Here is a 25258-nt window from a genome sequence, read left to right as displayed (position 1 = left end):
AACTTCTATTGTTGTTGCTTTAACTTGATACGTATGTACTAATTTAAATTTCTAAATAATCAAGGTATATGTTTTGTGCATATACCTTGATTTAACTTGACTACTCTATTTTTTAAGTCACACCAAGATAGGAGATGGATAAGTATGCTAAAGTTTTTCCTCCGGCGTTTATGTTTTATGATCTTAACTTTGTGGGTAATATGTACTTTATCATTTTTCTTTATGAAAGCAATTCCTGGAACGCCTTTTGAAGAAGAAAAAATTCCACCAGCAGTGCTAGAAAATATGAAAGCCAAGTACGGGTTAGACAAACCGGTACCAGAACAGTATGCAATATATTTGTCAAATGTTGTACAACTTGATTTTGGGGTATCATATAGAATAAAAAATAGAGAAGTAACGACAATTATTGCAGAGAAAATTGGACCTTCTGCGGCAATCGGGTTGCAAGCAGTTGCGATAAGTATCCCATTTGGAATATTACTTGGCATTATTGCTGCGATAAGGAGAAATACATTAATAGATTATTTAGCTGTCGGTATTGCAGTGTTTGGATTCGCAATTCCAAGCTTCGTGGCAGCAGTGTTACTCCAATATGTAATTGCTGGGAAACTAGAATTATTACCTATTGCGCAATTTGAATCATATAAACATACGATACTACCTTCGTTAGCAATTGCGTTAGGCGGTTTTGCATATTACACAAGGATGATGCGTTCGGAGTTACTTGAAGTGTTAGGACAAGACTATATAAAAACAGCTAAATCAAAAGGGTTGTCTCAGCCTCTTGTTCTTATGAGACATGGTATTCGAAACGCGATGATTCCACTCATCACTAGCTTACCGGTTGTAATCATTTTCAGTATGACAGGCTCGTTAGTCGTTGAAGAAATCTTCGCGATTCCAGGTATTGGTAAGGAGTTAGTAACTTCAGTTATAACACGAGATTATACAGTAACGATGGGTTTGACGTTATTTTATGCGATTTTATACATCATTAGTCTATTTATTGTGGACCTATTGTATTCAATTGTTGACCCAAGAATTCGTGTCATAGGGGGGGACTGAATAGTATGAACACAGATCCTATGATCCAAGATAAGAGATTCCAGCCTTTAGACAAGAGTATCTATAAAGCTGACCAAGATAAACAGTATAAAAGTATGTCTTTTTCTCAAGATGTTTGGCGTCGTTTAAAAAAACATAAACCAGCCATGATTTCGTTGTTTTTCCTAGTAGTCATTACTTTTATGGCGTTTGCTGGTCCATATATGAATGAACATGAGGCAGACTACCAAAATTATGACAGCATTAAAATGGAACCAACGATGGAAAATGATTATTGGTTTGGCACAGACACATTAGGTCGGGATATGTGGACCAGGACGTGGGAAGGTGCGAAAATATCTCTACTCATTGGTGTTGTCGCAGCAACATTAGATGTTATTTTTGGCGTTGTCTATGGAGCTATTTCTGGCTACTTTGGAGGAAGAATTGATTTTATCATGATGCGTTTTATAGAAATAATCGTAAGTATACCTAACATCATATTTACTATTTTACTTTTGATGGTCATTGAACGAGGAATATTAGCAATTATTATCGCAATTGCTCTTACAGGTTGGGTGGGGATGGCCCGTCTCATCCGTGGCCAAGTAATGAGCTTAAAAAGTAGAGAATACGTATTAGCAGCGCGTTCTTTAGGATCAAAACCTATGAAACTAATACGTGTACATCTTATTCCTAATATGGTGGGCCCAATGATGGTTAACATGTCTTTTACGATACCAGCAGCTATTTTTGCTGAAGCTGTACTGAGTTTTATTGGCTTAGGTGTACCACTGCCAGATGCGTCTTTAGGTTCCTTAGTTAATGATGGAAGAAAATTACTTCTATTAGAACCTCACTTGTTATTTTTTCCAGCAACGATTATTACTTTGATCATTCTATCGTTTAGTATTTTTGGAGACGGTTTGCGTGATGCAGTAGATCCAAGACTTCGAAAATAAAATAGATACTCTATGTTAATTCAATAAATGTTGTAAATATTAATAGCCTTATAAACAACTATTTTATTCAGCTTAGGGGGGTATAGACTTAATGAAAAAGCTATTAGAAGTAAAAGACTTATACTTTTCTTTTGATACATTTGAAGGTGAAGTTGAGGCAATACGAGGAGTAAGCTTTGAAGTGAAGAAGGGAGAAGTAATCGCCTTAGTAGGTGAATCAGGTTCTGGAAAAAGCGTTACGTCTCAAACAATTGTCGGGTTAAATCCAATGCCTCCAGGGCGCTATAAATCAGGTGAAATACTATTTGAAGGCAGGGATATATCCAAACTAAACGACAAGGAATTGCAAAAAGTACGTGGCGCTGAAATATCAATGATTTTCCAAGACCCTATGACTTCGTTAAACCCAACAATGAAGATTGGGAAACAAATTAGCGAGGGCCTAATAAAGCATCAAGGGTTATCAAAGGAAGCTGCTAAACAGAAAGCTGTTCAAATGCTTAGTTTAGTAGGTATTCCTAATCCTGATAAACTATTAAATAATTACGCACATCAATTTAGTGGCGGTATGAGACAACGTGTCATGATTGCCATTGCATTAGCTTGTAACCCGAAGCTGTTAATTGCAGATGAACCTACAACTGCACTTGATGTAACGATACAAGCTCAAATTATAGATTTAATGAAAGATTTACAAAAAAAGATCGATACATCCATTATTTTAATTACACATGATCTAGGAGTTGTAGCTAATATTGCTCAGAGAGTCATGATTATGTACGCAGGGAAGATTGTTGAACAAGGCTTTTTAGAAGAAATATTTTATAACCCTAGGCACCCTTATACATGGGGATTGTTAAAGTCCGTCCCCCGTTTAGATTCGAGGGAACACGGAAGGTTAGTATCAATTCCTGGTACACCACCACCATTGAATAACCCACCTAACGGCTGTCCATTTGCAGAGCGCTGTGATTACGCCATGAATATTTGTGCTGAAGAATATCCTTATGAAACTACAAAATCAGCAACTCATAAAGTAGCTTGCTGGCTTGAGGATCCAGCGGTTCCTCCGATACATCAACCTATGCAGCTAGGAGGACAAGTATAATGGGAAACGTTAAACCGTTACTAAAAGTGAAGAATTTACACAAAGAGTTTAAAGTCGGGGGAGGCCAGAAACTTAAAGCAGTAAATGACGTATCTTTTACAGTAAATGAAGGTGAAACTTTTGGTTTAGTAGGAGAGTCAGGTTGTGGAAAATCAACAACAGGAAGAACAATATTGCAGTTATATGAAGCTACAAGCGGTGAAATTATTTTTGATGGTGAAGACATCTTAAAAATGGACAAAAAAAGAAAAAGGGCCTTACACAGTGATATTCAAATGATCTTTCAGGATCCATATGCATCTTTAAATCCAAGGTTAACAGTCACTGAGATCATTGCTGAAGGAATGGATGCACAAAAGATGTACAAAAAGAACAAAAAGGCTAAGCTTGCACGAGTATATGAGTTGTTAGAACTGGTTGGCTTAAATAAAAATCATGCAAACAGGTATCCACACGAATTTTCTGGTGGACAGCGCCAGCGTATAGGTATTGCTAGAGCACTAGCAGTACAGCCGAGATTTATTATAGCAGATGAACCAATATCAGCGTTAGATGTATCCATCCAGGCACAGGTTGTTAATTTATTTCAAGAATTACAGGAAAAGCACAAGCTAACTTACTTATTCATTGCTCATGATTTAGCGATGGTCAAACATATATCAGATCGCATTGGTGTCATGTACCTCGGTAAGCTAGTTGAAGTAGCAGAAAGTGTAGAATTGTATGAGGATCCACTTCATCCGTACACACAGGCTCTACTTTCAGCTATACCTATCCCAGATCCAGATATTGAACAAAGTAGGGAACGAATCGTCCTGAAGGGAGACGTGCCAAGTCCTATGAATCCTCCTAGTGGTTGTCATTTTCGCACAAGATGTCCTTATGTCAAAAAAGAATGCGAAGAAAAAAAACCTGAGCTTGTTGAGGTCAAGAAAGGTCATTTTGTTGCTTGTCATTTATATGAATAGCTTGCATAACTTTATTTTGAACAACTAAATGTTTAATACCGATATTTTTTCAAGAGAGCTCTTGTTGTTCAAAACGAGATATTATAGAAAATGATATGCAACTAAACGACAGCTGTATATGAAATTAATAACAACAACTTATGTAGATAGATCACTACTCATTGTAAGAAAGGAAAGATTTTTGTGTATTCTTACAAACATACAAAATACATCTTAAGTATTTTTATATTACTGTTATGTATTGTGTTAAGTTTCTTATTTGTCAATGATAAAGGTTTTATATTTACTCTAACAAACTACACATTTATATTTGGATTACTTATGTTAACACTTTGCACGATTTTTTATTTATTGGAGCGTTGGTTCACTCCTGTTTTTTTGATGAGTTCGGGTAAAGATTTTCGATCGAAAGAAAAACATGCTAAGAGCTTAGTAGATTACAAGGTTGATCCTGATACGATAAAAGAGCAAGAACAGCAACAAATGCAAAAAAATATTCTTAAAAAGGAAATAGTCAACATTCAGTTAACAGTCGCAGTTACCCTACTTACCGTAGCGGTTGTGCTAAATCTTGTTTACTATATGATTCATTAAGGGATATGACGTTATAATGTGGTTGGACTTTCAATGATTTTTCCATATTCTAAATGATTAGTTTCATCCTTGTTAATTTATAAAAACTTACACACGTAGATATGTAAATGAGCATTACAAAAGGGAGTCTTATAGATTGAATTCGAAATCTTATAACTCCCTTTTAATTTATGTCTGGAATGAAGTACTTTTTCCCCATTTATTGTAGTTATCATACTAAGCACAAAACATATATACTCCAACATTTCGTGGCATTTTTTCTTCTATATAGAGATGACTTTTGAGTAAAAACGTATATATAATCTAGTATAGGAAAGATAGTAGCAAAGTTTACGAATAATGCTTTTAAAAAAAGATAATTGAATGCATGGAAAGAACAAAGTTCTTTATAATTAACAAAGTTATGCTTCCAACTTTGTTATATTATTTATCCAATTATTATTTTTATATCGTATCCACAAAAAGATTGCTCTAAATAAGTTATCTAAACCAATTGCAATCCATATCCCCGCAATTCCAAAGCCAAAGTATAATCCTAATAGATAAACACCTAGTGTTCTAATTAACCAGATCCCGATTGCAGTTGTATACATCGGAAATTTAGTATTTTCACCGCCTTGATAAATGCCTGTTAAGATGAGAACAAATGCAAGAACTGGCTGAATAAATGCATCTATTTTCAATGCAAGAGTGATCTGTTGAATAACACTAGTATCTGTTGTAAAAAATGATGCTGCCCATTCTCCAAAGAAGAAGAGTAGTAGACCAAAAATAGTCATAGCAATCGTGCCAATTAGAATTGAATAATTCCCATACCTTTGCGCTCCTGCAAAATCCTTTTCTCCAAGCTTTTGACTGACTAATGTGGTTGCTGCTGTTGCAAATCCATACCCAATCATATAAGAAAATATTTCAATATTTCCTGCAATTTGGTGGGCTGCAAATGTGTTTGTTCCTAGAGCAACAATCATCCCAAAGTAAAGCACTTGACCGACTCTCATAACAAGTCTTTCTCCAGCAGCTGGGGCACCTAATGTAACTAATTGTAGTTGGGACTGTTTATTAATCTTCCAATCTTTTTTCTTAAATGCAAGAATGTTCGATTTTGCTAAGTAGATTGTTAAGCCGATTACGCCAATAAACCTAGAAATGACAGTAGCAAAGGCAGCACCCGCAAGTCCGAAAGAAGGGATAAAGAAAAAACCAAAAATGAGAATATAATCTAATAATATATTTAATAGGTTGATCGTAACACTTATTTTCATTGGTGTTTTTGTATCACCAGTTCCTCGCATAATGCTACTAAGAACAAACATTAGTGATATTAAAATAGAAGGGATGGCTACAATTTGAAAATATGTAACTGCAGCGCTTAACACATCTTGTTCTACACCCATTAGCAGTAATAGAGATTCAGCAAAAAATATCGATATAACACCAAAGAAGATACCAAATAATGCCGCCAAAATAATGGCCTGTTGGCCAATTTGACTCGCTTTTTCCTTGTTATTTGCTCCAATATTTTTTGCTACATATACATTTGTCGCAACCCCTAACGACATAAATACTGCAAAATAAATAGCCAAAATAGCGTTCGTTACACCAACAGCAGATACTTCAATTAAACCAAGCTTTGAAACAAATAACGTATCTACAAATCCAAGTATTGTTTGAAAAAAATTCTCGATAACTGCTGGTAATGCTAGAGCTAAAATCGTGATGATCAAATGTTTTGTTGTTTCAGGTGAATTCTTTTGTTGTTCAATTTGATGCTCCATTTAATTTACCTTCCTCTAACGTATAAATTTGTCAATAGCGTCGTTTAATTTATCCATTACTTTATCATCACCTTCTTTGACAGCTTCGACTACACAGCCCTCAAGGTGGTCCTTTAGTATCAATTTCCCACAATTGTCAAGTGCTGAACGAATAGCAGCTAGTTGAATAAGTAAATCACCGCAATCTCTATCTGATGCAGCCATATCTTTCACAGAACGAACATGTCCTTCAATCCTGGCTAACCGATTCACTATACTTTTGCGATGTTTATGATGGTCTGACATATATATCACCTCACTGAACACTATATCCCCTAGGGGGGGTTATTTGCAAGCCCAAAAATACGATTTTAATCAAATATCTTAGTAGCACAAGATATTTATTGTTTGCTATAAGTTTACTAATTGAAGTGCCCATCAAAAAGAAATGGGTGCATAGTCCACAAAACAGGTAAAATAATTTTTTATATAGAAAGTATTGACATTTTATTTAAAAACATTTAAGTTAGTTACATAAGTAGCTAACCAATGAAGGAAGGAACCATTATGGATCAAAAGTTAAACAGTGAAAAGCCCATTTTTTCTCAAATAGCTGAAAATATTGAATCAAGTATCTTAGATGGGTCTATTAAGGAAGGAGAAAAAGTGCCTTCTACAAATGAGTTTGGCAAATATTATCAAATTAACCCTGCTACAGCATCAAAAGGGATTAATCAGCTTGTGGATCAGAAGATCTTATTTAAAAAAAGGGGAATAGGTATGTTTGTCGCAGATGGTGCTAAAGAAATGATTTTCGAAAAGCGGAAAAAAGATTTTTACAATGATTACATCATTCCATTAAAAGCTGAAGCAAATAAGCTTGGTTTATCTAAGGAAGAACTTTCTATTTTGATTAACAAGGAGGATGAATGATGAAAATTCACACACAAAACCTTAGTCAGAAGTATGGTTCAAAAACGGTATTACACAACCTTAACATAATGCTTGAGGAGGAAAAAATTTATGGACTATTAGGTAGAAATGGAGCAGGGAAAACGACATTTATGCAAATACTTGCAGGTCATATATTACAAAGCAAAGGTAAAATATTTATTAATAACGAACAACCTTTCAATAATCGAAATGTGTTAAAAAATGTTTGCCTAATTAATGAAAGCAATAATTTTAAAAGAAAATTAAAGGTTAAACATGTACTACTCGTAGCATCTAAATTTTATCCAACATGGTCAAAGCAAACAGCTGATCATTTACTACATGTGTTCAATTTAGACCCGAATATGAGTGCTAGATCGTTGTCTAAAGGGATGGAATCTGCATTAGGTATCATCATAGGACTTTCAAGCGGAGCAAAAATTACTATTTTTGATGAACCGTATATCGGTTTAGATGCATCAGCACGATATAAGTTTTATGATCTTTTACTAGACGAGTATAAGAGGAATCCTCGAACGTTTATTTTATCAACCCATCTAATTGATGAAGCGAGTAATTTATTTGAAGAAATTTTGTTAATCCAGGATGGGGAGTTGCTCCTACACAAAACGGCAGATGAATTACAAGAAATGAGTCTTCAAATAAGTGGGAATATACAAGCAGTTAATGAGTATTGTCATGAAAAAAATGTTATTTTTGAGAATGAGATGATAGGAAGAAAAACAGCTATGTTATTTGGTGAAAAATTAAACATACAAGAGGCAAAATTAAAAGGCTTAGATGTAGGGCGGTGCAATATTCAGGAATTAATGGTTCACTTGACAGAAAAAGAAGGGGGACGTTTATATGCATAATGATATTCGAGCAACCTTAAATTATTTCATTTATGATTTTCGCTTCACGATAAGTATCTTTTGGGTTGTGTTGTGTTCAAGTTTAGTAGTACTTTCTGTAGCTTCATTATCTTTAGACTCAATTGTGAGAATAAATACTAGTTTAGCGGTATACATTTATGCTGCTATTGCTGGATTTTCAATTACTAAAGAAATTTTTCCTAATTGTATTAAAATGGGAGCGACACGGAATAACTACATTATAGCAGCTAGTTTTTTCGCTATTCTTTTTGCCATTTTTATGTCGGCAATGAACTTACTCGTATCTTTTATTTTTCAATTAATAACTACTTCGCCGGAACTATCAAATTTAGCGATATTTTACACTTTAGATGCTACAACATTATCATTTACATGGTTCAATCACTTTTTCATTGACTTTGTCATTTGTCTTTTCATCATATCAGTCGGTTTCTTCTCTAGTGCTATATTCTACAGGTTCGGTCTAATTGGTGGATTTGTCAACCTAGCTTTGCTAGGTATATTCATTTTAATACCTAACGTCCGTGATTTATTTATAGATTTTGTTATGAGTATAGAGGGGCGCACGGTAGACTTAAATTTTGGCGCAGTTACGATAGTTGTAATCACATTTATTTTCCTAACATGGATAGTATTAAGAAGAGCTTCATTAGTACAAAGTGTATCAAGATAGATGGTTATGGATAGAAAGGATATTTAAATTACGACTTTACTCCTAGGCTTTGTTGCTATTGATATCAAACTAGTACAATAATAAGTGTTCTTATTAGGTTTTCATCGTATTACTTAAGATAGGTTTTCGTATATATATGTCTTAAGACGAAAACAACAATTGATGCGAAAGCAGCTTTTTTAAAGCGATAAGAGATTTTCTTACCACTAACAACAAGGTTACTTAGATAGGAACATCCTGAGCAAATTAGAATTTGTTACAAAGCACTAATAATGAAGCGATACGATCAATTTAACAATGATCGTATCGTTGAAAGTTATGAAAGACTTATTAATAGGATCTAATCAACCGCAGTAATATGGTAAATGGTTAAAGATTTTGCTTATATAAGTAATAGTTAATAGTACATTCTAGATATAGCAAAAAGTATATTCATTTATCAAATGTGGGATCAAACTGTTTGATTAGGAATATGTCTATAGTTGAGCAATTAGTAGGGATGTGGGTATAATATGATTTTAAATGCGGGTAATCCTCATTAATACTGTATATAACTATATGATATTCTCGTGCTTAATGGTTGGCTCTCAAAAGCCATATTCGTAAACTATACTTAATAATATGAATTCATAAATAAAGTAATTTAATATCCAAGTTAAAGATAGTAACGATTTATGAAAGGAGCCACAACGGCTGAATGTAATATAACAATAGACATATAAAACAGGTAAACCGGTTTGATATGTCGAAACAGCTTATAATCATATCCAGTCAAAAATAAGGCCCTTTTCATAAAATCGTTATAATTATTATTAAATCGCTTAAGCGTTTCTTGCTTTCATTACAAGTGGCGCATGTTTCATCATTGGGAAAGTGCATATTAACAAACAAAATCCTATAAAACCTACAATTGTAAATGTATAAATGACATTTAGTTCAAAAATCCACTCTAATAAAGAAGTGATATTCACAATATTTATTAATATTGTAGCAAGAAGGTTAAATGCGAAAAATATAATTAAGAAATTTCGGTTTCCTAGTCTTCTCCAGCTGACGGTAAGAAAGGCACTTAGTCCAAGTAGTGAAAAACCAACCATCAAATCAATCCACACATATGCTAATATATGATAATTTATTGAATATAACATGCCTGGATGAAAGAAGGATAACTTGTGAACACCTAATTGATTCAATGTGTTCATAAAAAAATAGATAATATTTAAAACTGTAATAAAGCAAATAACCATAATGGAAGCGATAAAGTAGTATGACTTTAAAAACTGTTTTCGAGTACTGCCTAGGCCTATTAAAACTGGGAAGGAATAAACAATTCCAATAGCTGCTATTGTACAAATTGCTCCATATATCGGCCCGAAAAGGGTAGCAGTAAAACTTACTTCAAAAATAACCCCAATCGCTATAAAAATAACAGCTAGCCCTAATGTTATGGCTGAAAATAACAATAACCACCAACGCATATCTTCGTATAACAGCCTGTATGTTCCTTTTACAGCATTCATACATTAACCACCTTCTTAGTCGTAGTCATGTTAATTAAATAGCCTTGTAAAGTAGCTTTTTCAATCAAGAGATTTTGTTCAGAAGCAATTTTTTTCCATTCGTTAGAGTATGGAGCATCAATCATAATTTTAGTTGTAGAGCCTATTTTTGAAGATTCTATGATTTTTGCATGCTTCATCACTTTATGAATATCTTCTTCAGCACCTGATAGGAAAATGCCACGCTCACGCATTTCTTCCATTTGATGATAGAACAATACTTTTCCTTCATGTACGACAACTAGCGATTCACATAAAGGCTGGATTTCTTCAATATGATGAGTGGAGAGTAAAATCAATCGAGGATTGTCTTCATAGCTTTCTAATAATACATCATAAAATTGCTTGCGCTTTACTGCATCTAAACCATTCGTTGGCTCATCTAGAATTGTCACTGTAGCGTTGCTTGCCAAGCCTAGTAAGATTTGTGCCGCGGTTTTCATTCCTTTGGAGAATTTAGTAATTTTCTTTTTTACTGGTAATTCGAATAGATCACACAAAGATTCTGCTAGCTCCTGATCCCAATTTGGATGAAAATATTGCCCGTATTTTAATACATCCTGTACTGTCCAATTCTTACCGAAGGGATGATTTTCTTGTATATAACATATATGTTGCTGTGCAGATAAATTGTTGTATGGATTTTGATCCATTATGGTAATTTCCCCATTATCTGGTCGGTCATGTCCTGCTAATAAACTCATAAGTGTTGTTTTTCCAGCTCCATTTTTCCCCCATATACCGCATATAATCGGTGCATCCTCCTTAAATGAAAAATGATTCAACACAGGTGTCTGATGGTATCCGTAAGTGACATTTTGTACATTAATCATGTTCCACTCTCCTCATTTTTTTTCTGTTGTCCTCTTATTAAGTCAATTATCATTTCTTCATCAATGTGAATGCGGCGTGCTTCTTCCAGTAAAGGCATGATGTATTCTTCATAAAAATGTTGCTTTCTTTCTATAAGCAATTTTTCTCTCGCTCCTTTTGCAACAAACATTCCAACACCTCGTTGCTTGTAAATAATTCCTTTATCAACAAGGGACTGCAAACCCTTTCGTGCAGTTGCGGGATTAATATTGTAGAACCGTGAAAGCTCATTTGTTGATGGAACTTGCTCTTCAACTTTTAACCTTCCGTCAACGATGTCATCCATTATCATCAAAGCAATTTGTTGGAAAATAGGCTGAGATTCATCAAGAGTTGATTTCATTTATGCCACCTCACTTTAAGTAAAAATACAGCTTAGTTGTATAGTTAGTCACTCATGTAACTAACTATACAGGATGTTTTTCTTTCTGTAAAGATGATTCTAATTAATAGGTGAATACACAAATACTCTAGATGCCACATTTTTTTGCGTTAAGCAGGTACTAAACTTACAAACTCTAACTAGTAATTTTAACTAAGTAGTAATAACTCAATCGTGCAAAGGAAATGAACTTTTTAATAATGGGATTGATGAAAAATGAAGTAGTGCAATTTTATAAGAATTCCGTTAGCTGAACTATATTTCCTCTGACCAGACACTGTAAAAAAAATCGTTTATACAAAAAATAAGTAAAGAAGATAAAAACTGATCATCCCACTCAATTGATGATCAGTTTTTTATGGCAAGTTTGATTACAAATGATTCTTGCTATTTATTGATGCTCATTCATCAATTAGTGTAGACATTAGGTAACAAACTAAATAGATTATTTCAATCTATTATTTTTAGTAGAAGGGAAGTTATTTTTATGCAACAAGAACAAAGTGGTGTAATAGCAAGAGATAAAGCATTATATAAGGTTGCAGAACTTGCGACAGAGAAGTATGATCTACAATTTGAGGAGTTAGTTTTTCTTAGTGAAGAGACTAACATCTTATATAAACTTAAAGATCATTTAGGTTATACATATGTCATGAAAATCTTTCAAGAGGAATCTAGTTCTTTAGAGGATAATCTTACTGAAATATTCTTTATGGACATTGTAAATGAAGCTAATCACATCTCTGCTCCGAGAATGATCTCAGGGAAAGATGGGAAGAAATTACAAGTTATTAAATCAAAATATACTTCTACACCTAAACGTGTTGCTTTATATAGTTGGTTAGACGGTGATGATTTAGATGGGAATGAAAATGAGAAGCGCTTTATACAATTAGGTGAGTTAACTGCTAGCCTTCATAAAACAACTTATGGGATACAGATTCCTTCAGAAATTACTCCAAAAACGTGGGATAAAGTATTTTATTATCACGGAGAAGAAGCAATCTATAAACATGAAAAATTCCAGAAGTTTTTGTCAATAGAATACCATCAAATAATGGATGGGATCATTCCTTTTTTAAATGATCAATTATCGACTTACTATAAAAATAATAGTGAAGACCTTCAATTAATACATGGTGATCTAAACCCATCGAATATTAAAGTTAACGGGGAACAAATGCATTTGATAGATTTTGAGGATTCTATGTTTGGGTTGCCAATACAAGACATATCCATTATGTTGTATTACTACAAGTATGAGGAGACGCAAAATTTTGATGAAGTAAAACGTTTTTATTTACAAGGATATAGAGAGGTTCGTGATTTACCTAATATAACTGACTACGAGCTAGAGCTATTTATGACCGCTAGAAGAGTGAACTTCTTGAATTATATATTGGAAGTTAGTAATGATCCTGTAGATTTTATTGAAACTAGTTTACCAAGAGTAAAAGAATTTGTCGAAAAGTATAACATTAACTTAAAAAAGTGAGCTCGTTTAAGTTTGGCTCTTTTCGTAAACTTTGTTGCTAGTTTTATTAAAGCTTAATAATATGTATACGCGCTTATACCATAGAACGTTTAGCAACAATCAATGCGAAGAAAGCCTAAAGTATATACATCGGCGAAGTATAAAACCTAATATGCCTCATTTGTCTTATGCAAGCTAAGGAGGTGGTGAACTATAAGCTCTAATAATTAATATGAATGACTGTTTGCGAAAGCTGGTTCCTATTGCAACTAAAATAGCATTGTAAGTACAAATATCATGTAGCTTATTTTAACATCGTTGTAAAAAATGGTAGGTTAAAACACTTTCAATGAGAGGTAGCCAAAAACAATTACCCCACTTGCTAACACCCCCAAATCATATGATTTGGGGGTGTTAATGGTGTTAACTTTATCTTTTTGGTAGGAGTGCGATATCTATTTACTAACCTTAATATTCTTAGTATACTCTTTTGCAAAAGTCAAAAATTTTGTAGCATCACTTGTTGATGAAAATGATACTTGTGCTTGTTTGTCGTTTCCTCCGCCTTTACCTTCATACTCTTTCGCATGCTCTTTTACCATTGCCCCGATATGTATATCGAATCCACCGTCTTGTGCTATTAATAGTCGATTTTCGATAGTTGATAATAATAACACGATAGCCTGCTGTTTTGCTAAAATTTGTTTTGACATAAGTTGTAAGTCTCTACTACTATAATCATTTGATATATAGTGTATAACATGGTCATTTGCTTCGCGAATTAATTCATCTGCCACATATGAAAATAATTGACTTTTTACCTCGCTTAAATCTTTTTGTAATTGTTTTCTCTCTTGGTCCATTTTGTCTAGATTATTTACGAAATTCTCCCTACTCGTACTTAGCTTTAAACCGATATTTGTTATGATTGAGTGTGCTGATCCATAATCAGCTAAAGCTCTAAAGCCACATACAAAATATAGTCGTGTTTTGCCACGATGTTTTTCGGTTTTAAGTACCTTTAGCATACCTATTTGTCCTGTAGATTCCACATGTGTACCGCAACAAGCTGACACATCTATGCCAGTAATTTCAACGATCCTAATATTTTCTGATACTTTAGGAAGTTTACGTAATCGTAATGAAGCTAATTCATCACTAGACACATAATAAGTTTTTATTTGCCTATTTTCAAATATATATTTGTTCACCTGTTGCTCTACTTGGAACAATTGATCATCAGACAAGCTAGGTGTATCTAAGTCAATGGATGCAGTATCTGATCCAAGGTGAAAGCTTAAAGTCTCCATTTCAAACAATTCAATACATACAGCTGATAATAAATGTTGTCCAGTATGATGTTGTGTATGATCTATACGTCGTTGTTTGTCAATTTGACAATCCGCCTCACCAATGTTTAATGGCGCTGTCACTTGATGCACAATACTTGTTCCATCTTCTTGCACATCAACTACTTCTACACCATTAATCGTTCCATGATCTGCTGGTTGTCCTCCACCTTCTGGATAAAATGCTGTTTCTTCAAGAATAACGAAGTATTGATCATCCTTTTCATATTTATGTGTAATGACAGTTTGCCAAGAAGTCATATTTGGTTCTGAATAATAGAGGTTCATTTTCATTATTTTACACCTTTCCCACGTTGGATTTAATTGATATAATTATGATTTTCGTATATTATACTATTTTTTGCAATTATTAAAGCGTAATTAGAAGGGAAACTGAGATGAAATTAACTATTCATGAGATTTTTGAGCAATGGCAAAAGGCACTTCAAGCAGAAATATCTACGTTGAAAGACAAAGGTGGCTCTAGTGTTCACATTCGACATGGAAAGATGATTTCTTCTCATCAAGATGAATATATTTATGTTTTTTATACAAGTTCAGATATTTATTTGGTAGAAGGTGCAGCAGTAAGAATTAAGTATAATGAAGCAGATTATCATGGAGAAATTATATCTGTTGAAGGTAACCAACTTATTCTCACACTAGCGACATATTTGGGGAAAACAGTCAGCGATTTAGAACTGAGTACGGAACCTTGGCGTTTAATTGAAGCTTTATTAACTAGGCTTGATGAAGCTACAAACGATCAACAAAAACTTAGGCAAGTGTCAAAGTTGTTAAGAGGTAATGCGGCTGTTAATCATCATCAACAGCATGCTGAAACTCCTTTGAAAGAGGTTGTTAATCGAAGTTTATATAATGATACAACTTATGTTTGGGGACCACCTGGTACAGGAAAAACATTCACGCTTTCCAGAGTTATCGTGCAAAATTATGTAAAAGGACAAAAAATTCTCGTCTTAACACATAGCAATGCTGCACTTGATGTAGTAATGCTTGCTGTTACGAATTTCTTGTCTGAACATGGACGTTGGAAAACAGGTGATATTATTAGATACGGTTTGAGTCGAGACGAACACGTAATTGCCCACGATAGTCTGCTGTCTTCAACAATAGCTGAACAGATCCATCATCAAATACGTGACCGAAAAATGGTGATTACTGAACAAAAGGATTATGTTAAAGAGAAAATAGAAACTAAGCAACACGTTCCGATACAATCAGTTACATCATTACAGACTGAATTAGAAGGGTATCGTTCTGATTTATCTGAGGCAGAGAAAGAAGTTATTCAGCGAGCACGAGTAATAGGGGTAACTCTAACAAAAGCGGCAGTAGATAAGCAAATTTTTGATAGAAAATATGATCTTATCGTGATTGATGAAGCAAGTATGGCATATGTCCCACAAATAGCCTTTGCAGCTACTCTTGGTAAGAGAATTGTTGTTTGTGGTGATTTTCAACAGTTACCACCTATTGCTCTTTCAGACAATTTATATGTAAACAGATGGCTTAAAGAAGATATATTCCGGAAGACAAACATCGTGACAACCTTGAAAAAAAAAGGAAAACACCCGAATTTGTATATGCTAACGAAACAGAGAAGGATGCATCCTGATATTTCCGCATTTTCTAATGTAGAAATGTATCAATCCTATGTAAGTGATCACCGAACAGTTAGAAAGAGAGCAATCATTGCTAGAAAAAAGCCTTATCAAGGTGATGCAATGATATTGATTGATAGCTCCTATTTTCAAGCTTTCGCGATGAAGGATGAAATCTATGAATCAAGGTTTAACATAATCTCAGCCTGTCTTGCACTGCACAATATATTTGTTGCCTATCGAAATGGGCATAAATCTATAGGGTACGTGACGCCATATCGTGCCCAAGCTCGAATCATATCCACTTGGCTAAATGAAAGAATGCCATTATCAAAATTAGCAGAAGGTACGACAATTACAGCTGCAACTATTCACAAATTTCAAGGATCTGAACGAGATTTCATGATATTTGATATTGTGGATAGTAATGGCCAACTTACTGCTGGACAATTGTTAACTAATAAACAATCATCACGACTAGTAAATGTAGCTGTCACAAGAGCAAAAGGCAAGTTATTAACCATTGCTGATCAACCTTTTATTAAGAGCAAGGTAGGTAAAGATAAAGCGATTAGTAAACTGTTAAATCATATGCATAAGCAAAATCACAAGCAGAGCTACGACAGCATTGTAGCATCATTAACAGATGAACGTGGTAGTAAACAATTAACTTGGTATCGGAATAATGAAGCGAACGATATATTATTTAAAGATATATTAAACGCAAACAAAAGAATAATAATCTCTGTACCACAATTAAACAACTTTCATAATCAACTTTGGCCATTGTTAAAAGGTTTATCTAATAAATTGGTCATTACAATAATTACTGAAGAACCTGAACAAATTCCACTACAAAACTACCATTTAGTACAAAAAAGAGTTTTACAGCCATTTGTCATTATTGATGAAAGAATCATATGGGCGATCGCTCATACAGATATACAGGTTGCAGCAAAAATGAACGCACCACAAACAGTTCGGTTGCTATTAAAATACTTAAATATCCCATTGGCTAAACTTAATCAAATGCAAGTTAGAGAAACAATACTTCTACATCATCCAACGATATCACTGAAGAAGTATATTGCAACTTGGCACTATTGTTACGTATGCAATCACCAACAGAGCAGCTATATAAATGAGGAAGGAAGAATTCTACTTGAATGTAAGCATTGCTATAGTAAACGGGTATTGCCTGACAAAATATTAGCTAAATATTTACAATATATTGATGCAAGATGTAAGCAATGTCATTCAAAATTAATTGAGGAAATGAAAAATGGACAGTCAGCCATCTATTGCTCAACATGTAAAGTCTATTACGATGCAAAACAATTGTGGTAAGGGGCAAGGGGAGCCTTGAGCAAATTTGTGACACATGGTTTGTGATTTTACAGCCATAATAGTTCTACTTAGAACCTTATTCCCTATTTATTTAACGAATTTTAGGCAATTATGTTAAAATATATGTCATAGAATTTTATATTCCATAAGCGGTTACCAGAGTTAAATTTGTTGAACTAAAAATTTCATATTATACATGAGACTAACAATAATATATTTGCGACAGTTTATGATTAGTTATAATGGTAAAGCTTAATAATAGGAATATGAAATAAGTGATTCTATGGAATGAGAGTGAAAAAATGAGTTTAAGTGAAAAGCGTTGGTTTAGAACAATGGTAGGAATCATCTTGATTCTATTAATTGCATTTCTCCTTGAGAAAACGTTATTTGTGTTTACCCCAGTTTTCGTACTAATTAAAACAATTTTTCTACCATTCGTTATATCTGGGGTCTTATTTTATTTATGTAGGCCACTTATTAAGTGGTTAGAAAAAAGAAGAATTCCAAATTGGTTAGCGATTATAATCGTTTATTTGGTAATCATTTTATTCTTTTATATCTTCTACAAATTAGTAACTCCTGTTATTAATGATCAGCTAGAGCGACTAATGAATAACTTACCATCAATGATAAATGTTATGTTTGAGGGGATCGAGTATGTACAAAAAAACATGGATTTATTCCCTGATTTTCAAGAAGCTGCTTTATCTTTCAGTGGAGACTTCGAACAAAAACTAACTGAAAATATCGGAAATATATCTAGTGGGATCATTAGCTTTGTTGGTGGATTCGTAAATACGATCTTTTATCTGTTCCTCGTTCCTTTTATATTGTTATATATGTTAAAGGATGGGGATCGTTTTCAACCGAGCGTCGCTAAATTCTTTCCTGAAAATAAGCGTGGTAATATTCTTGCAGTGTTGAAAGATATGGATAAAACAATTTCTTCCTATGTACAAGGTCAAGTAATGGTCAGTGTCTCTGTTGGGTTGATGCTATTTATAGGCTATCTCATTATTGGTCTTGATTATTCGATCATCTTAGCTATTTTCGGTATGTTTACGAACGTGATACCGTTTCTAGGACCTTATCTAGCTGTTATTCCTGCATTTCTTGTTGCGCTTTTCCAGGAGCCTATAATGGCAATTTATGTTGCTATAATCATGCTAATTGCACAACAAGTCGAGGGTAATGTGATATCGCCACAAGTAATGGGAAAGACATTGAATATACACCCGTTAACTATTATCATTTTAATATTAACTGCCGGGAATTTAGTCGGGATACTAGGTATTATTTTTGCCATCCCTACTTATGCTGTTGCAAAAGTTGTTATCTCCCATGCAGTTAAGCTTTATAAAATCAGTATACAGGAATCACGTTAATAGTCATTTGAACGACATCACTGTACATTACATATAAAGGTCGTGAAAATGGGGAAACCCTTGATCTAAAGGTTGTGTTCATTCCTTCGATCAAGGGTTTCGATTTGCTAAATTTCAAAGATTACATTGCTTTATTATAAGTAGATGCAGATTTAGTATTATTAACTATATGATAAATTCTTGGTGCAATCATTGCTGCAATAATCGTAAATACAAAATCCTTTATCGCAAAAAAGATCATAGTTTTCCATGCAGCTGAGTATCCTATTTCTGCACCAGTCCAAGTGTTTATAGAAAGATACATATAATTAGTACCAATCATATAAACGAGGAAAATACCAACAAATGATGCAATCATAAATGTTGACAAAGTCGGCTGTTCTTTGCGCTCGACAATTTTACCAGCAAAATAAGCTACAAAAATATATGAAATAATAAATCCACCTGTAGGTAACATAATAATTGGTAATCCACTTTTAAATTCGGCAAAGACAGGTAAACCAGCGATACCAACAAGAGCATAAACTACCATTGATAAAGAGCCAACTCTACTTCCTAACAACAATCCTGCTAAAATAGCAAAAAATGGTTGCATTGAGAGTGGTACATTCCCAACTTTTAAGAAAGGTAGCCAAGAAATAATATTAGCCCCAATTGCCATTAATGCAACAAACATAGCTCCATATGTTACGTCAACCACCCTGAACTTCCTTGAATTCTTTCCCATGATGTATTCTCCCTTCTCCATTAAATCTACACAAAAGAATTGTTAACTTATAAATCTATAGCGTTAACATATTGAAGTGTACTTGTAAAAAGGTCGTTTTGTCAATGACCTATACTCATCTCAAGGTTTGAAATTTGGTGCTATTCTGTTGAAGCACAAGATAAAGGTGTAACATTACGCATAAGTCATCGTTTTTTTGAAGAATAGATGCCTCGAAAACTAGTTATATACGCGTTTAGTTTTTAGGGTGAGAAAAAACTGCCTAAAAAAAAGCGCCTTAGACTAAAAACTAAAGCGCTTGTAGAGGATAAAAATTTCAAATTAATTTATGATGTTGATTGAGCATTAGCTTCACTAACAAAGCTTTTTTGAACCCATACTTTAGAACGCCAGCGAATTAACATAAGTATACCACGGAACCATTCATCAACGATAAATGCGATCCAAATACCAACTAAGCCCATATCCATTTGTATGCCTAACATGTATGCCAAAGGTACGCTTATGCCCCACATGGATAAAATCCCCATATATACAGGAAACTTTACATCTCCAGCTGCTCTTAACGAATTAATGACAACTAAGTTAAATGCACGTCCAGGTTCAAGTATAATTGTTAACAACAGTAACTGACTACCTAATGATATAATACCTTCATTATCTGTAAATAACTGCAGCAAGTTTTTTCCTGAGAAGAAAAAGATTAAAGCGGCAGACAAGGAAATAGCGACCGCTAATCTTAAACTCTTCAAGCATCGGTGAAACGCTTTGTTGAGTTCATTAGCTCCTACATGATGCCCTATCATTATTTGAGTTCCTTGACCTATTGCGAGTGCGAATAAAAAGATGAACATCATTAAGTTCTGTGTGTATACCTTAGTTGTTATCGCATCAGTACCGATCATAGCTATAAAGAAAGTAATTAGCATTTGAGAGGTATTATATGATAAATGTTCCCCTGCCGTTGGGATACCAATTTTAAGTAATTGACGAATTGGCTGTTTTGGGAACTTAAAGAAAATATGAAAAGGTAATGAACCATTTGTTCGCTTTAATAAAACATAAACAATGATAAGTAAACCAATAAATCTACTTAATATTGTTGAGATAGCAACTCCCTTTACACCTAATACAGGTACACCGAACGCACCAAAAATAAAAAGATAATTCCCAATTACATTTATAAGATTTACTCCCATTGTGATATACATCGTGTCTTTTGTAAAACCGTGGCTGCGTAATATAGCTCCTATCGTCATTAGTAGCCCTTCAAGAAACATAAAACCACCAACGATTTGTAAATAACTTAATGCTTCACCCATTAGTTCAACTGGTAGCCCCATTAATAATAAAATGTCTTTCTTAAATATAAATAGGATAGCACTTAAAGAGATACTAAAAAATAAGTTTACAGAAATCGCTACAACTGCAGTTTCGTTTGCACGATTTAGATCTTTTGATCCGAGTTGTTGAGCAATAATAATGGCAGTACCTGTTGCGATAAAGTTAAACATGACAATGACGATTGATATTATTTGATTAGATACACCAACTGCGGCAACTGACAGATCTGAATATTGACTAAGCATCAGCGTATCAGCGCTTCCCATTAACATTCGGAGTAACAGTTCAATAAAAATCGGCCATGTAAGTGCAAATAATGTTAAATTTTGTTGTATGTTTGATTTTTTCACGACTTAATGCAGACTCCTTTTGATATCTTTTGAAAAACTATACCTAGTGTATCTATTTTCTGTATAATAATGAATAGACTGAGCCGATTTGTTTTGGAGTATTACGACTTTTGAGGAGAGCTTAAATGAGTATAATTACAATACCAGCCCCACCTTTTCCTACATATATTAAAGGTGGGAGGGCTATATTTCATAAAGGACAAAGGCATTTTAAAAGAACATTTATCGTTTTTGATTTAATCTATGTTTGTAAAGGGGTTGTGTATATAACTGAAGATGACATTCCATACGAGATAGAAGAAGGGCAGTATATTATTTTAGTTCCAGGAATTGAACATTATGGACATCGAGGGTGTACAGAGAAAAGTGAATACATATGGATGCATTTTCAAACAGAGCAAACTTATCAGTTAGAGAAAAGCCGATCCTTAAATTGGTCTCATATCATTCAGAAACAACCTACTTTTGTCACACCAGCTCATTTTCATCTACAGATTCCAAGGCTTGGGACTGTCAGGAGACAGGGTTATATGGAAAATGTAATGGAAAAAGTCATTTCATTAAATGAATTGCAAAATCCCGAAGTCCACATACAACAACAGCTCTATTTTCAAGATTTCATTTTTCATCTTCAAAAAGAAGCCCTTAGTATTCCTGATGCTTCTGAGAAATTAGCAGAGCAAGTAGTTATCTATTTAAAAGAGCGTTATAAGGAGAATTTTTTGTTAGAGGATGTAGCACGTGACCTTCATTTTCATGCTGATTACATAACAAGGTGTATGCAACGCTCACTTGGGATGACTCCTTTACAATTTCTTACCCAATATAGATTGTTTCAAGCGAAAAAGTTGCTAACGACGACCGATAAAAGGGTTATGGACATTGGTAAGGAAGTTGGAATTCAAGATTATACGTACTTTTCAAAACTCTTTAAGCAGCATGAAGGAATAAGTCCTGTCATGTATCGTAAAGAAGTGAGCCGCTCAAATGATATGAACTAACGTCTATATGAGTGATAACAAGCATCATCGCTACTGATCATTTTTATAAATAATTGCTACTAGATCGGCAGGAAAGATTACAACTTGTCTGCCACAAACAACATATTTTGCTGAAAAAAATAAGATTATAAGGTATTAGTTTTAAAGGAGGTGGAACTTCTTGTTTTTTCTACAAATGTCAGGATTTCCAGGTTCAGGGAAATCTTCTCTTGCAAAGGTATTAGCAAAACGAACAGGTGCTATTGTAGTAGATCACGACATTGTAAAGACGGCATTAATAGAGTCTCTTGAATCTGCTATAGATCCAAAAGTTGCAGGCAAGATTTCATACAATATTGATTGGTCATTAGTAGAATATTATTTATCTCAACAAAATAGTGTGATACTCGATAGCCCATGTTTATATAGTGAAATGATAGAAAAAGGACAGCGCCTATGTACAAAGTATGGTACAAACTATAAATACGTAGAGTGCTATCTCAATGATTTAACAGAAATAAATCGCAGATTAAAGCAACGAAAACGTATGCAAAGTCAAATAATAGAAGCTACTGAAGAGAATTTCAGAAAAACTATTAATAGTAGTAAAAAGCCCTCTGATACTTACGGTTTAATTGTGGATTCATCCAAACCATTACATAACTATGTAAATGAAGTCATAGAATATATAAATAATAAAGACTAAAGTTTTACAAAGAAATTATTTAGTAATACATTAAGGAATTGAAAGTCAAATTAGTAAAAACAAATGGAAAATAATGATAAAATAAACAAATAAGACCAACTTATTAAGAGGTTTATAATAATGATAAAAAAGTTATGGATATTTCAAAAAAGTGAGGGCATTTCACCATACATATGGAGCGTATTTAGTATTTTACCGTTCTATTTTGTTTTTCAATCTTCTTCAAAGCTTGAAGTTGTAGTAGGAATTATATTAACTGTGTTATTTCTTGTTTCTTATAGATTTGCATTCATCTCCAAAGGATGGATCATGTATTTATTAACGTTATTATTATTAGCAGTATCAGTAACAATGACCATCTTATTTCAATTTATTTATTTTGCATTTTACATCGCATATTTTAATGGTCATATAAGAACTCGTATTACCTTTATGACGATTTACATTATACATCTAATCATAACAACCGGTTTAATTAATTTTAGCGTCATTCTTCAAGAACAGCTATTTCTAAAACAAATTCCTTTTATTATCATTGTGTGGATTAGCGTTATCCTTCTACCATTCAATATTTATAATCGCAAAAAACAAGGTAGACTTGAAGAACAGCTAGAAGATGCAAATAAAAGGATTTCTGAACTCGTTAAACAAGAGGAACGACAACGAATTGCTCGTGACTTACACGACACGTTAGGTCAAAAACTTTCTTTAATTGGCTTAAAAAGTGATTTAGCGAGAAAGCTAATTGCTAAAGACCCTGAAAAAGCTAAAAACGAATTGAAGGATGTACAGCAAACTGCACGCACAGCTTTAAATGAAGTAAGAAATATGGTATCACAAATGCGTGGTATAAGGTTGAAAGAGGAATTTGTGCGAGTAAAAGAGATACTAAAAGCTGCTCAACTTGATTTTATTATAGATGAGGATGTCAAATTGAATAATGTTTCATTGTTTCTAGAAAATATACTAAGCATGTGTGTCAAAGAAGCTGTAACGAATGTTGTAAAACATAGTAACGCTACTTTATGTGAGATATCTATAGAACAATCATGGAATGAAATTTCTATTACCGTTCGTGATAACGGTATTGGTATCGTCATGGATCACGATTTAGGGAAAGGTAGTGGGCTTTTAGGTATGAAAGAAAGGCTTGAGTTTGTGAATGGTAGACTAGATATCATTTCAAATGAAGGAACAGCTATCATCATGAAAGTCCCCACTAACATCGTTAAGCAGGGAAATGAGGAGGAACTGAAATGATTCGAATAGTTATTGCGGAAGACCAACGAATGATGTTGGGTGCATTAGGATCACTTCTCAATTTAGAAGAGGATATGGAAGTGGTAGGTAAAGCTAACAATGGGGCTGAAGCAATATCACTTGTTCAAAGACACAAGCCAGATGTTTGTATAATGGATATTGAAATGCCGGAAAAAAGTGGACTAGAAGCAGCTGAGGAACTGAAAGAAATAGGATGTAAAGTTATCATTTTAACGACCTTTGCACGAAGTGGTTATTTCCAAAGAGCATTAAAGGCAGGTGTTAAAGGGTATCTATTAAAGGACAGCCCAAGCGAGGAGTTGGCAAACTCAATTAGAAGTATCATGGCTGGAAAGCGAATTTATGCACCTGAACTGATGGACGACATGTATAATGAAGGTCATCCTCTGACTCATCGTGAAAAAGAAGTGTTAGAACTCGTTGCTGATGGTAGAGATACGAAAGAAATTGCAGATGAGCTTCAAATAAAAACGAGTACGGTAAGAAATTACATTTCAACGATACTTGATAAGCTTGAAGTTAAAAATCGAATTGAAGCCATCACTCACTTTAAAGAAAAAGGATGGTTTAAGTAAATAGTTGTTTAAGCAAAACCAGCTAATATCTTAAAATTAGCTGGTTTTATTTGTAGTAAATATTAAATTATCACATGTATTGGGGATTATGCTATTTGCTTCCTCTTAATTGCTTTAAAGCAGACTAATTAATATAAAGCTTATAAAAGAAATGAAAGGATACGGTACAAATGGATCTAATAACGTCAAAACGTTAAGAAAAATTTTTACAGGGTGGGAAAGGGGATGTATTTCCCGTAATTTTGTAGGATAAAACATAGTTATTCTAGATATTTGAACTATACTTATTTCAATAGTAGTATAATTTTCTCTTATAAATTGACAAACCTATATATACCCCTTATAGTATTTTGTATACCA

The 25258-nt window shown here is 33.7% G+C and carries 23 protein-coding genes; 15 read left to right on the top strand and 8 right to left on the bottom strand.

The window, feature by feature from the left end; translation table 11 throughout:
* The first annotated feature begins 144 nt into the window (after positions 1 to 144).
* The 5 genes from SLH52_RS14320 to SLH52_RS14300 all read left to right on the top strand — a co-directional run bounded on the left by SLH52_RS14320 (position 145) and on the right by SLH52_RS14300 (position 4679).
* Entirely contained in the window at positions 145 to 1068 is a 924-nt protein-coding gene (locus tag SLH52_RS14320) for an ABC transporter permease (protein ID WP_320209960.1), read from the top strand.
* Between the two features lie 5 nt (positions 1069 to 1073).
* The gene (locus SLH52_RS14315) at positions 1074 to 2009 is read left to right on the top strand and encodes an ABC transporter permease (RefSeq protein ID WP_320209959.1); all 936 of its coding nucleotides are present in this window, start codon (positions 1074 to 1076) and stop codon (positions 2007 to 2009) included.
* Positions 2010 to 2100: 91 nt separating this feature from the next.
* Positions 2101 to 3117 (top strand): ABC transporter ATP-binding protein, encoded by a 1017-nt coding sequence (locus SLH52_RS14310; protein ID WP_320209958.1) that lies wholly within the window; start codon positions 2101 to 2103, stop codon positions 3115 to 3117.
* Positions 3117 to 4085, top strand: coding sequence for an oligopeptide/dipeptide ABC transporter ATP-binding protein (locus tag SLH52_RS14305; RefSeq protein WP_320209957.1), 969 nt, complete (start codon positions 3117 to 3119; stop codon positions 4083 to 4085). Before SLH52_RS14310 ends, SLH52_RS14305 begins: the two co-directional genes overlap by 1 nt.
* A gap of 183 nt (positions 4086 to 4268) precedes the next feature.
* Positions 4269 to 4679, top strand: a complete 411-nt coding sequence (locus SLH52_RS14300; RefSeq protein ID WP_320209956.1) for a hypothetical protein — start codon at positions 4269 to 4271, stop codon at positions 4677 to 4679.
* A gap of 401 nt (positions 4680 to 5080) precedes the next feature.
* Here the strand turns inward: SLH52_RS14300 and SLH52_RS14295 are convergent, their stop codons facing one another.
* Together SLH52_RS14295 and SLH52_RS14290 are read right to left on the bottom strand one after the other, a co-directional pair.
* Positions 5081 to 6457: an MATE family efflux transporter gene (locus SLH52_RS14295; RefSeq protein ID WP_320209955.1), complete on the bottom strand. Its 1377-nt coding sequence runs from the start codon at positions 6455 to 6457 to the stop codon at positions 5081 to 5083.
* Positions 6458 to 6472: 15 nt separating this feature from the next.
* Positions 6473 to 6742, bottom strand: a complete 270-nt coding sequence (locus tag SLH52_RS14290) for a metal-sensing transcriptional repressor (RefSeq protein ID WP_320209954.1) — start codon at positions 6740 to 6742, stop codon at positions 6473 to 6475.
* Positions 6743 to 7003: 261 nt separating this feature from the next.
* Here SLH52_RS14290 and SLH52_RS14285 point away from each other — a divergent pair, with 261 nt between their 5' ends.
* From SLH52_RS14285 to SLH52_RS14275, 3 genes are read left to right on the top strand one after another with little or no spacing between them, the layout of a single operon-like run.
* Entirely contained in the window at positions 7004 to 7369 is a 366-nt protein-coding gene (locus SLH52_RS14285) for a GntR family transcriptional regulator (protein WP_320209953.1), read from the top strand.
* Positions 7369 to 8244: an ABC transporter ATP-binding protein gene (locus SLH52_RS14280; protein WP_320209952.1), complete on the top strand. Its 876-nt coding sequence runs from the start codon at positions 7369 to 7371 to the stop codon at positions 8242 to 8244. Before SLH52_RS14285 ends, SLH52_RS14280 begins: the two co-directional genes overlap by 1 nt.
* Positions 8237 to 8938 (top strand): hypothetical protein, encoded by a 702-nt coding sequence (locus tag SLH52_RS14275; RefSeq protein WP_320209951.1) that lies wholly within the window; start codon positions 8237 to 8239, stop codon positions 8936 to 8938. The genes SLH52_RS14280 and SLH52_RS14275 overlap by 8 nt, the downstream gene beginning before the upstream one ends.
* Positions 8939 to 9759: 821 nt before the next feature.
* On the opposite strand, the gene SLH52_RS14270 is transcribed toward SLH52_RS14275, so the two are convergent.
* From SLH52_RS14270 to SLH52_RS14260, 3 genes are read right to left on the bottom strand one after another with little or no spacing between them, the layout of a single operon-like run.
* A complete protein-coding gene (locus SLH52_RS14270) occupies positions 9760 to 10458 on the bottom strand; it encodes a hypothetical protein (RefSeq protein WP_320209950.1) in 699 nt (232 codons plus the stop codon).
* Entirely contained in the window at positions 10455 to 11330 is an 876-nt protein-coding gene (locus SLH52_RS14265; protein WP_320209949.1) for an ABC transporter ATP-binding protein, read from the bottom strand. Before SLH52_RS14265 ends, SLH52_RS14270 begins: the two co-directional genes overlap by 4 nt.
* A complete protein-coding gene (locus tag SLH52_RS14260; protein WP_320209948.1) occupies positions 11327 to 11713 on the bottom strand; it encodes a GntR family transcriptional regulator in 387 nt (128 codons plus the stop codon). The genes SLH52_RS14265 and SLH52_RS14260 overlap by 4 nt, the downstream gene beginning before the upstream one ends.
* 526 nt (positions 11714 to 12239) lie before the next feature.
* Between SLH52_RS14260 and SLH52_RS14255 the strand changes: the two genes are divergently transcribed.
* A complete protein-coding gene (locus SLH52_RS14255; protein WP_320209947.1) occupies positions 12240 to 13247 on the top strand; it encodes a phosphotransferase enzyme family protein in 1008 nt (335 codons plus the stop codon).
* A gap of 434 nt (positions 13248 to 13681) precedes the next feature.
* Here the strand turns inward: SLH52_RS14255 and SLH52_RS14250 are convergent, their stop codons facing one another.
* Positions 13682 to 14869 carry an alanyl-tRNA editing protein gene (locus tag SLH52_RS14250; protein WP_320209946.1) on the bottom strand — a complete coding sequence of 396 codons (1188 nt, stop codon included), beginning with the start codon at positions 14867 to 14869 and terminating at the stop codon, positions 13682 to 13684.
* A gap of 104 nt (positions 14870 to 14973) precedes the next feature.
* On the opposite strand from SLH52_RS14250, the gene SLH52_RS14245 reads away from it, so the two are divergent.
* Both SLH52_RS14245 and SLH52_RS14240 read left to right on the top strand, forming a co-directional pair.
* The gene (locus SLH52_RS14245; protein ID WP_320209945.1) at positions 14974 to 17547 is read left to right on the top strand and encodes an AAA domain-containing protein; all 2574 of its coding nucleotides are present in this window, start codon (positions 14974 to 14976) and stop codon (positions 17545 to 17547) included.
* 302 nt (positions 17548 to 17849) lie between these two features.
* Complete coding sequence (locus SLH52_RS14240; RefSeq protein ID WP_320209944.1) at positions 17850 to 18935, top strand: AI-2E family transporter; 1086 nt, start codon at positions 17850 to 17852, stop codon at positions 18933 to 18935.
* 121 nt (positions 18936 to 19056) lie between these two features.
* On the opposite strand, the gene SLH52_RS14235 is transcribed toward SLH52_RS14240, so the two are convergent.
* Both SLH52_RS14235 and SLH52_RS14230 read right to left on the bottom strand, forming a co-directional pair.
* Positions 19057 to 19662, bottom strand: coding sequence for a biotin transporter BioY (locus SLH52_RS14235; protein ID WP_320209943.1), 606 nt, complete (start codon positions 19660 to 19662; stop codon positions 19057 to 19059).
* A gap of 326 nt (positions 19663 to 19988) precedes the next feature.
* On the bottom strand, positions 19989 to 21356 hold the full coding sequence (locus SLH52_RS14230) for an MATE family efflux transporter (RefSeq protein WP_320209942.1): 1368 nt from the start codon (positions 21354 to 21356) through the stop codon (positions 19989 to 19991).
* Between the two features lie 125 nt (positions 21357 to 21481).
* On the opposite strand from SLH52_RS14230, the gene SLH52_RS14225 reads away from it, so the two are divergent.
* From SLH52_RS14225 to SLH52_RS14210, 4 genes are all read left to right on the top strand, one after another.
* A complete protein-coding gene (locus SLH52_RS14225; protein WP_320209941.1) occupies positions 21482 to 22357 on the top strand; it encodes an AraC family transcriptional regulator in 876 nt (291 codons plus the stop codon).
* Positions 22358 to 22517: 160 nt separating this feature from the next.
* On the top strand, positions 22518 to 23042 hold the full coding sequence (locus SLH52_RS14220; RefSeq protein ID WP_320209940.1) for an AAA family ATPase: 525 nt from the start codon (positions 22518 to 22520) through the stop codon (positions 23040 to 23042).
* 120 nt (positions 23043 to 23162) lie between these two features.
* Positions 23163 to 24302, top strand: a complete 1140-nt coding sequence (locus tag SLH52_RS14215; protein ID WP_320209939.1) for a sensor histidine kinase — start codon at positions 23163 to 23165, stop codon at positions 24300 to 24302.
* Complete coding sequence (locus tag SLH52_RS14210) at positions 24299 to 24898, top strand: response regulator transcription factor (protein ID WP_320209938.1); 600 nt, start codon at positions 24299 to 24301, stop codon at positions 24896 to 24898. The genes SLH52_RS14215 and SLH52_RS14210 overlap by 4 nt, the downstream gene beginning before the upstream one ends.
* Positions 24899 to 25258 lie beyond the last annotated feature (360 nt).

The organism is Cytobacillus sp. IB215665, from assembly GCF_033963835.1.
Classification (GTDB): domain Bacteria; phylum Bacillota; class Bacilli; order Bacillales; family SM2101; genus Nanhaiella.
This window is presented reverse-complemented; position numbering and strand designations above follow the sequence as displayed.

Excerpts from the sequence above, each read along its gene's own strand:
- SLH52_RS14320 (WP_320209960.1), top strand. The coding sequence starts at position 145 with ATGCTAAAGTTTTTCCTCCGGCGTTTATGTTTTATGATCTTAACTTTG.
- SLH52_RS14315 (WP_320209959.1), top strand. The coding sequence starts at position 1,074 with ATGAACACAGATCCTATGATCCAAGATAAGAGATTCCAGCCTTTAGAC.
- SLH52_RS14310 (WP_320209958.1), top strand. The coding sequence starts at position 2,101 with ATGAAAAAGCTATTAGAAGTAAAAGACTTATACTTTTCTTTTGATACA.
- SLH52_RS14305 (WP_320209957.1), top strand. The coding sequence starts at position 3,117 with ATGGGAAACGTTAAACCGTTACTAAAAGTGAAGAATTTACACAAAGAG.
- SLH52_RS14295 (WP_320209955.1), bottom strand. The coding sequence starts at position 6,457 with ATGGAGCATCAAATTGAACAACAAAAGAATTCACCTGAAACAACAAAA.
- SLH52_RS14290 (WP_320209954.1), bottom strand. The coding sequence starts at position 6,742 with ATGTCAGACCATCATAAACATCGCAAAAGTATAGTGAATCGGTTAGCC.
- SLH52_RS14285 (WP_320209953.1), top strand. The coding sequence starts at position 7,004 with ATGGATCAAAAGTTAAACAGTGAAAAGCCCATTTTTTCTCAAATAGCT.
- SLH52_RS14280 (WP_320209952.1), top strand. The coding sequence starts at position 7,369 with ATGAAAATTCACACACAAAACCTTAGTCAGAAGTATGGTTCAAAAACG.
- SLH52_RS14275 (WP_320209951.1), top strand. The coding sequence starts at position 8,237 with ATGCATAATGATATTCGAGCAACCTTAAATTATTTCATTTATGATTTT.
- SLH52_RS14270 (WP_320209950.1), bottom strand. The coding sequence starts at position 10,458 with ATGAATGCTGTAAAAGGAACATACAGGCTGTTATACGAAGATATGCGT.
- SLH52_RS14265 (WP_320209949.1), bottom strand. The coding sequence starts at position 11,330 with ATGATTAATGTACAAAATGTCACTTACGGATACCATCAGACACCTGTG.
- SLH52_RS14260 (WP_320209948.1), bottom strand. The coding sequence starts at position 11,713 with ATGAAATCAACTCTTGATGAATCTCAGCCTATTTTCCAACAAATTGCT.
- SLH52_RS14255 (WP_320209947.1), top strand. The coding sequence starts at position 12,240 with ATGCAACAAGAACAAAGTGGTGTAATAGCAAGAGATAAAGCATTATAT.
- SLH52_RS14250 (WP_320209946.1), bottom strand. The coding sequence starts at position 14,869 with ATGAAAATGAACCTCTATTATTCAGAACCAAATATGACTTCTTGGCAA.
- SLH52_RS14245 (WP_320209945.1), top strand. The coding sequence starts at position 14,974 with ATGAAATTAACTATTCATGAGATTTTTGAGCAATGGCAAAAGGCACTT.
- SLH52_RS14240 (WP_320209944.1), top strand. The coding sequence starts at position 17,850 with ATGAGTTTAAGTGAAAAGCGTTGGTTTAGAACAATGGTAGGAATCATC.
- SLH52_RS14235 (WP_320209943.1), bottom strand. The coding sequence starts at position 19,662 with ATGGGAAAGAATTCAAGGAAGTTCAGGGTGGTTGACGTAACATATGGA.
- SLH52_RS14225 (WP_320209941.1), top strand. The coding sequence starts at position 21,482 with ATGAGTATAATTACAATACCAGCCCCACCTTTTCCTACATATATTAAA.
- SLH52_RS14215 (WP_320209939.1), top strand. The coding sequence starts at position 23,163 with ATGATAAAAAAGTTATGGATATTTCAAAAAAGTGAGGGCATTTCACCA.
- SLH52_RS14210 (WP_320209938.1), top strand. The coding sequence starts at position 24,299 with ATGATTCGAATAGTTATTGCGGAAGACCAACGAATGATGTTGGGTGCA.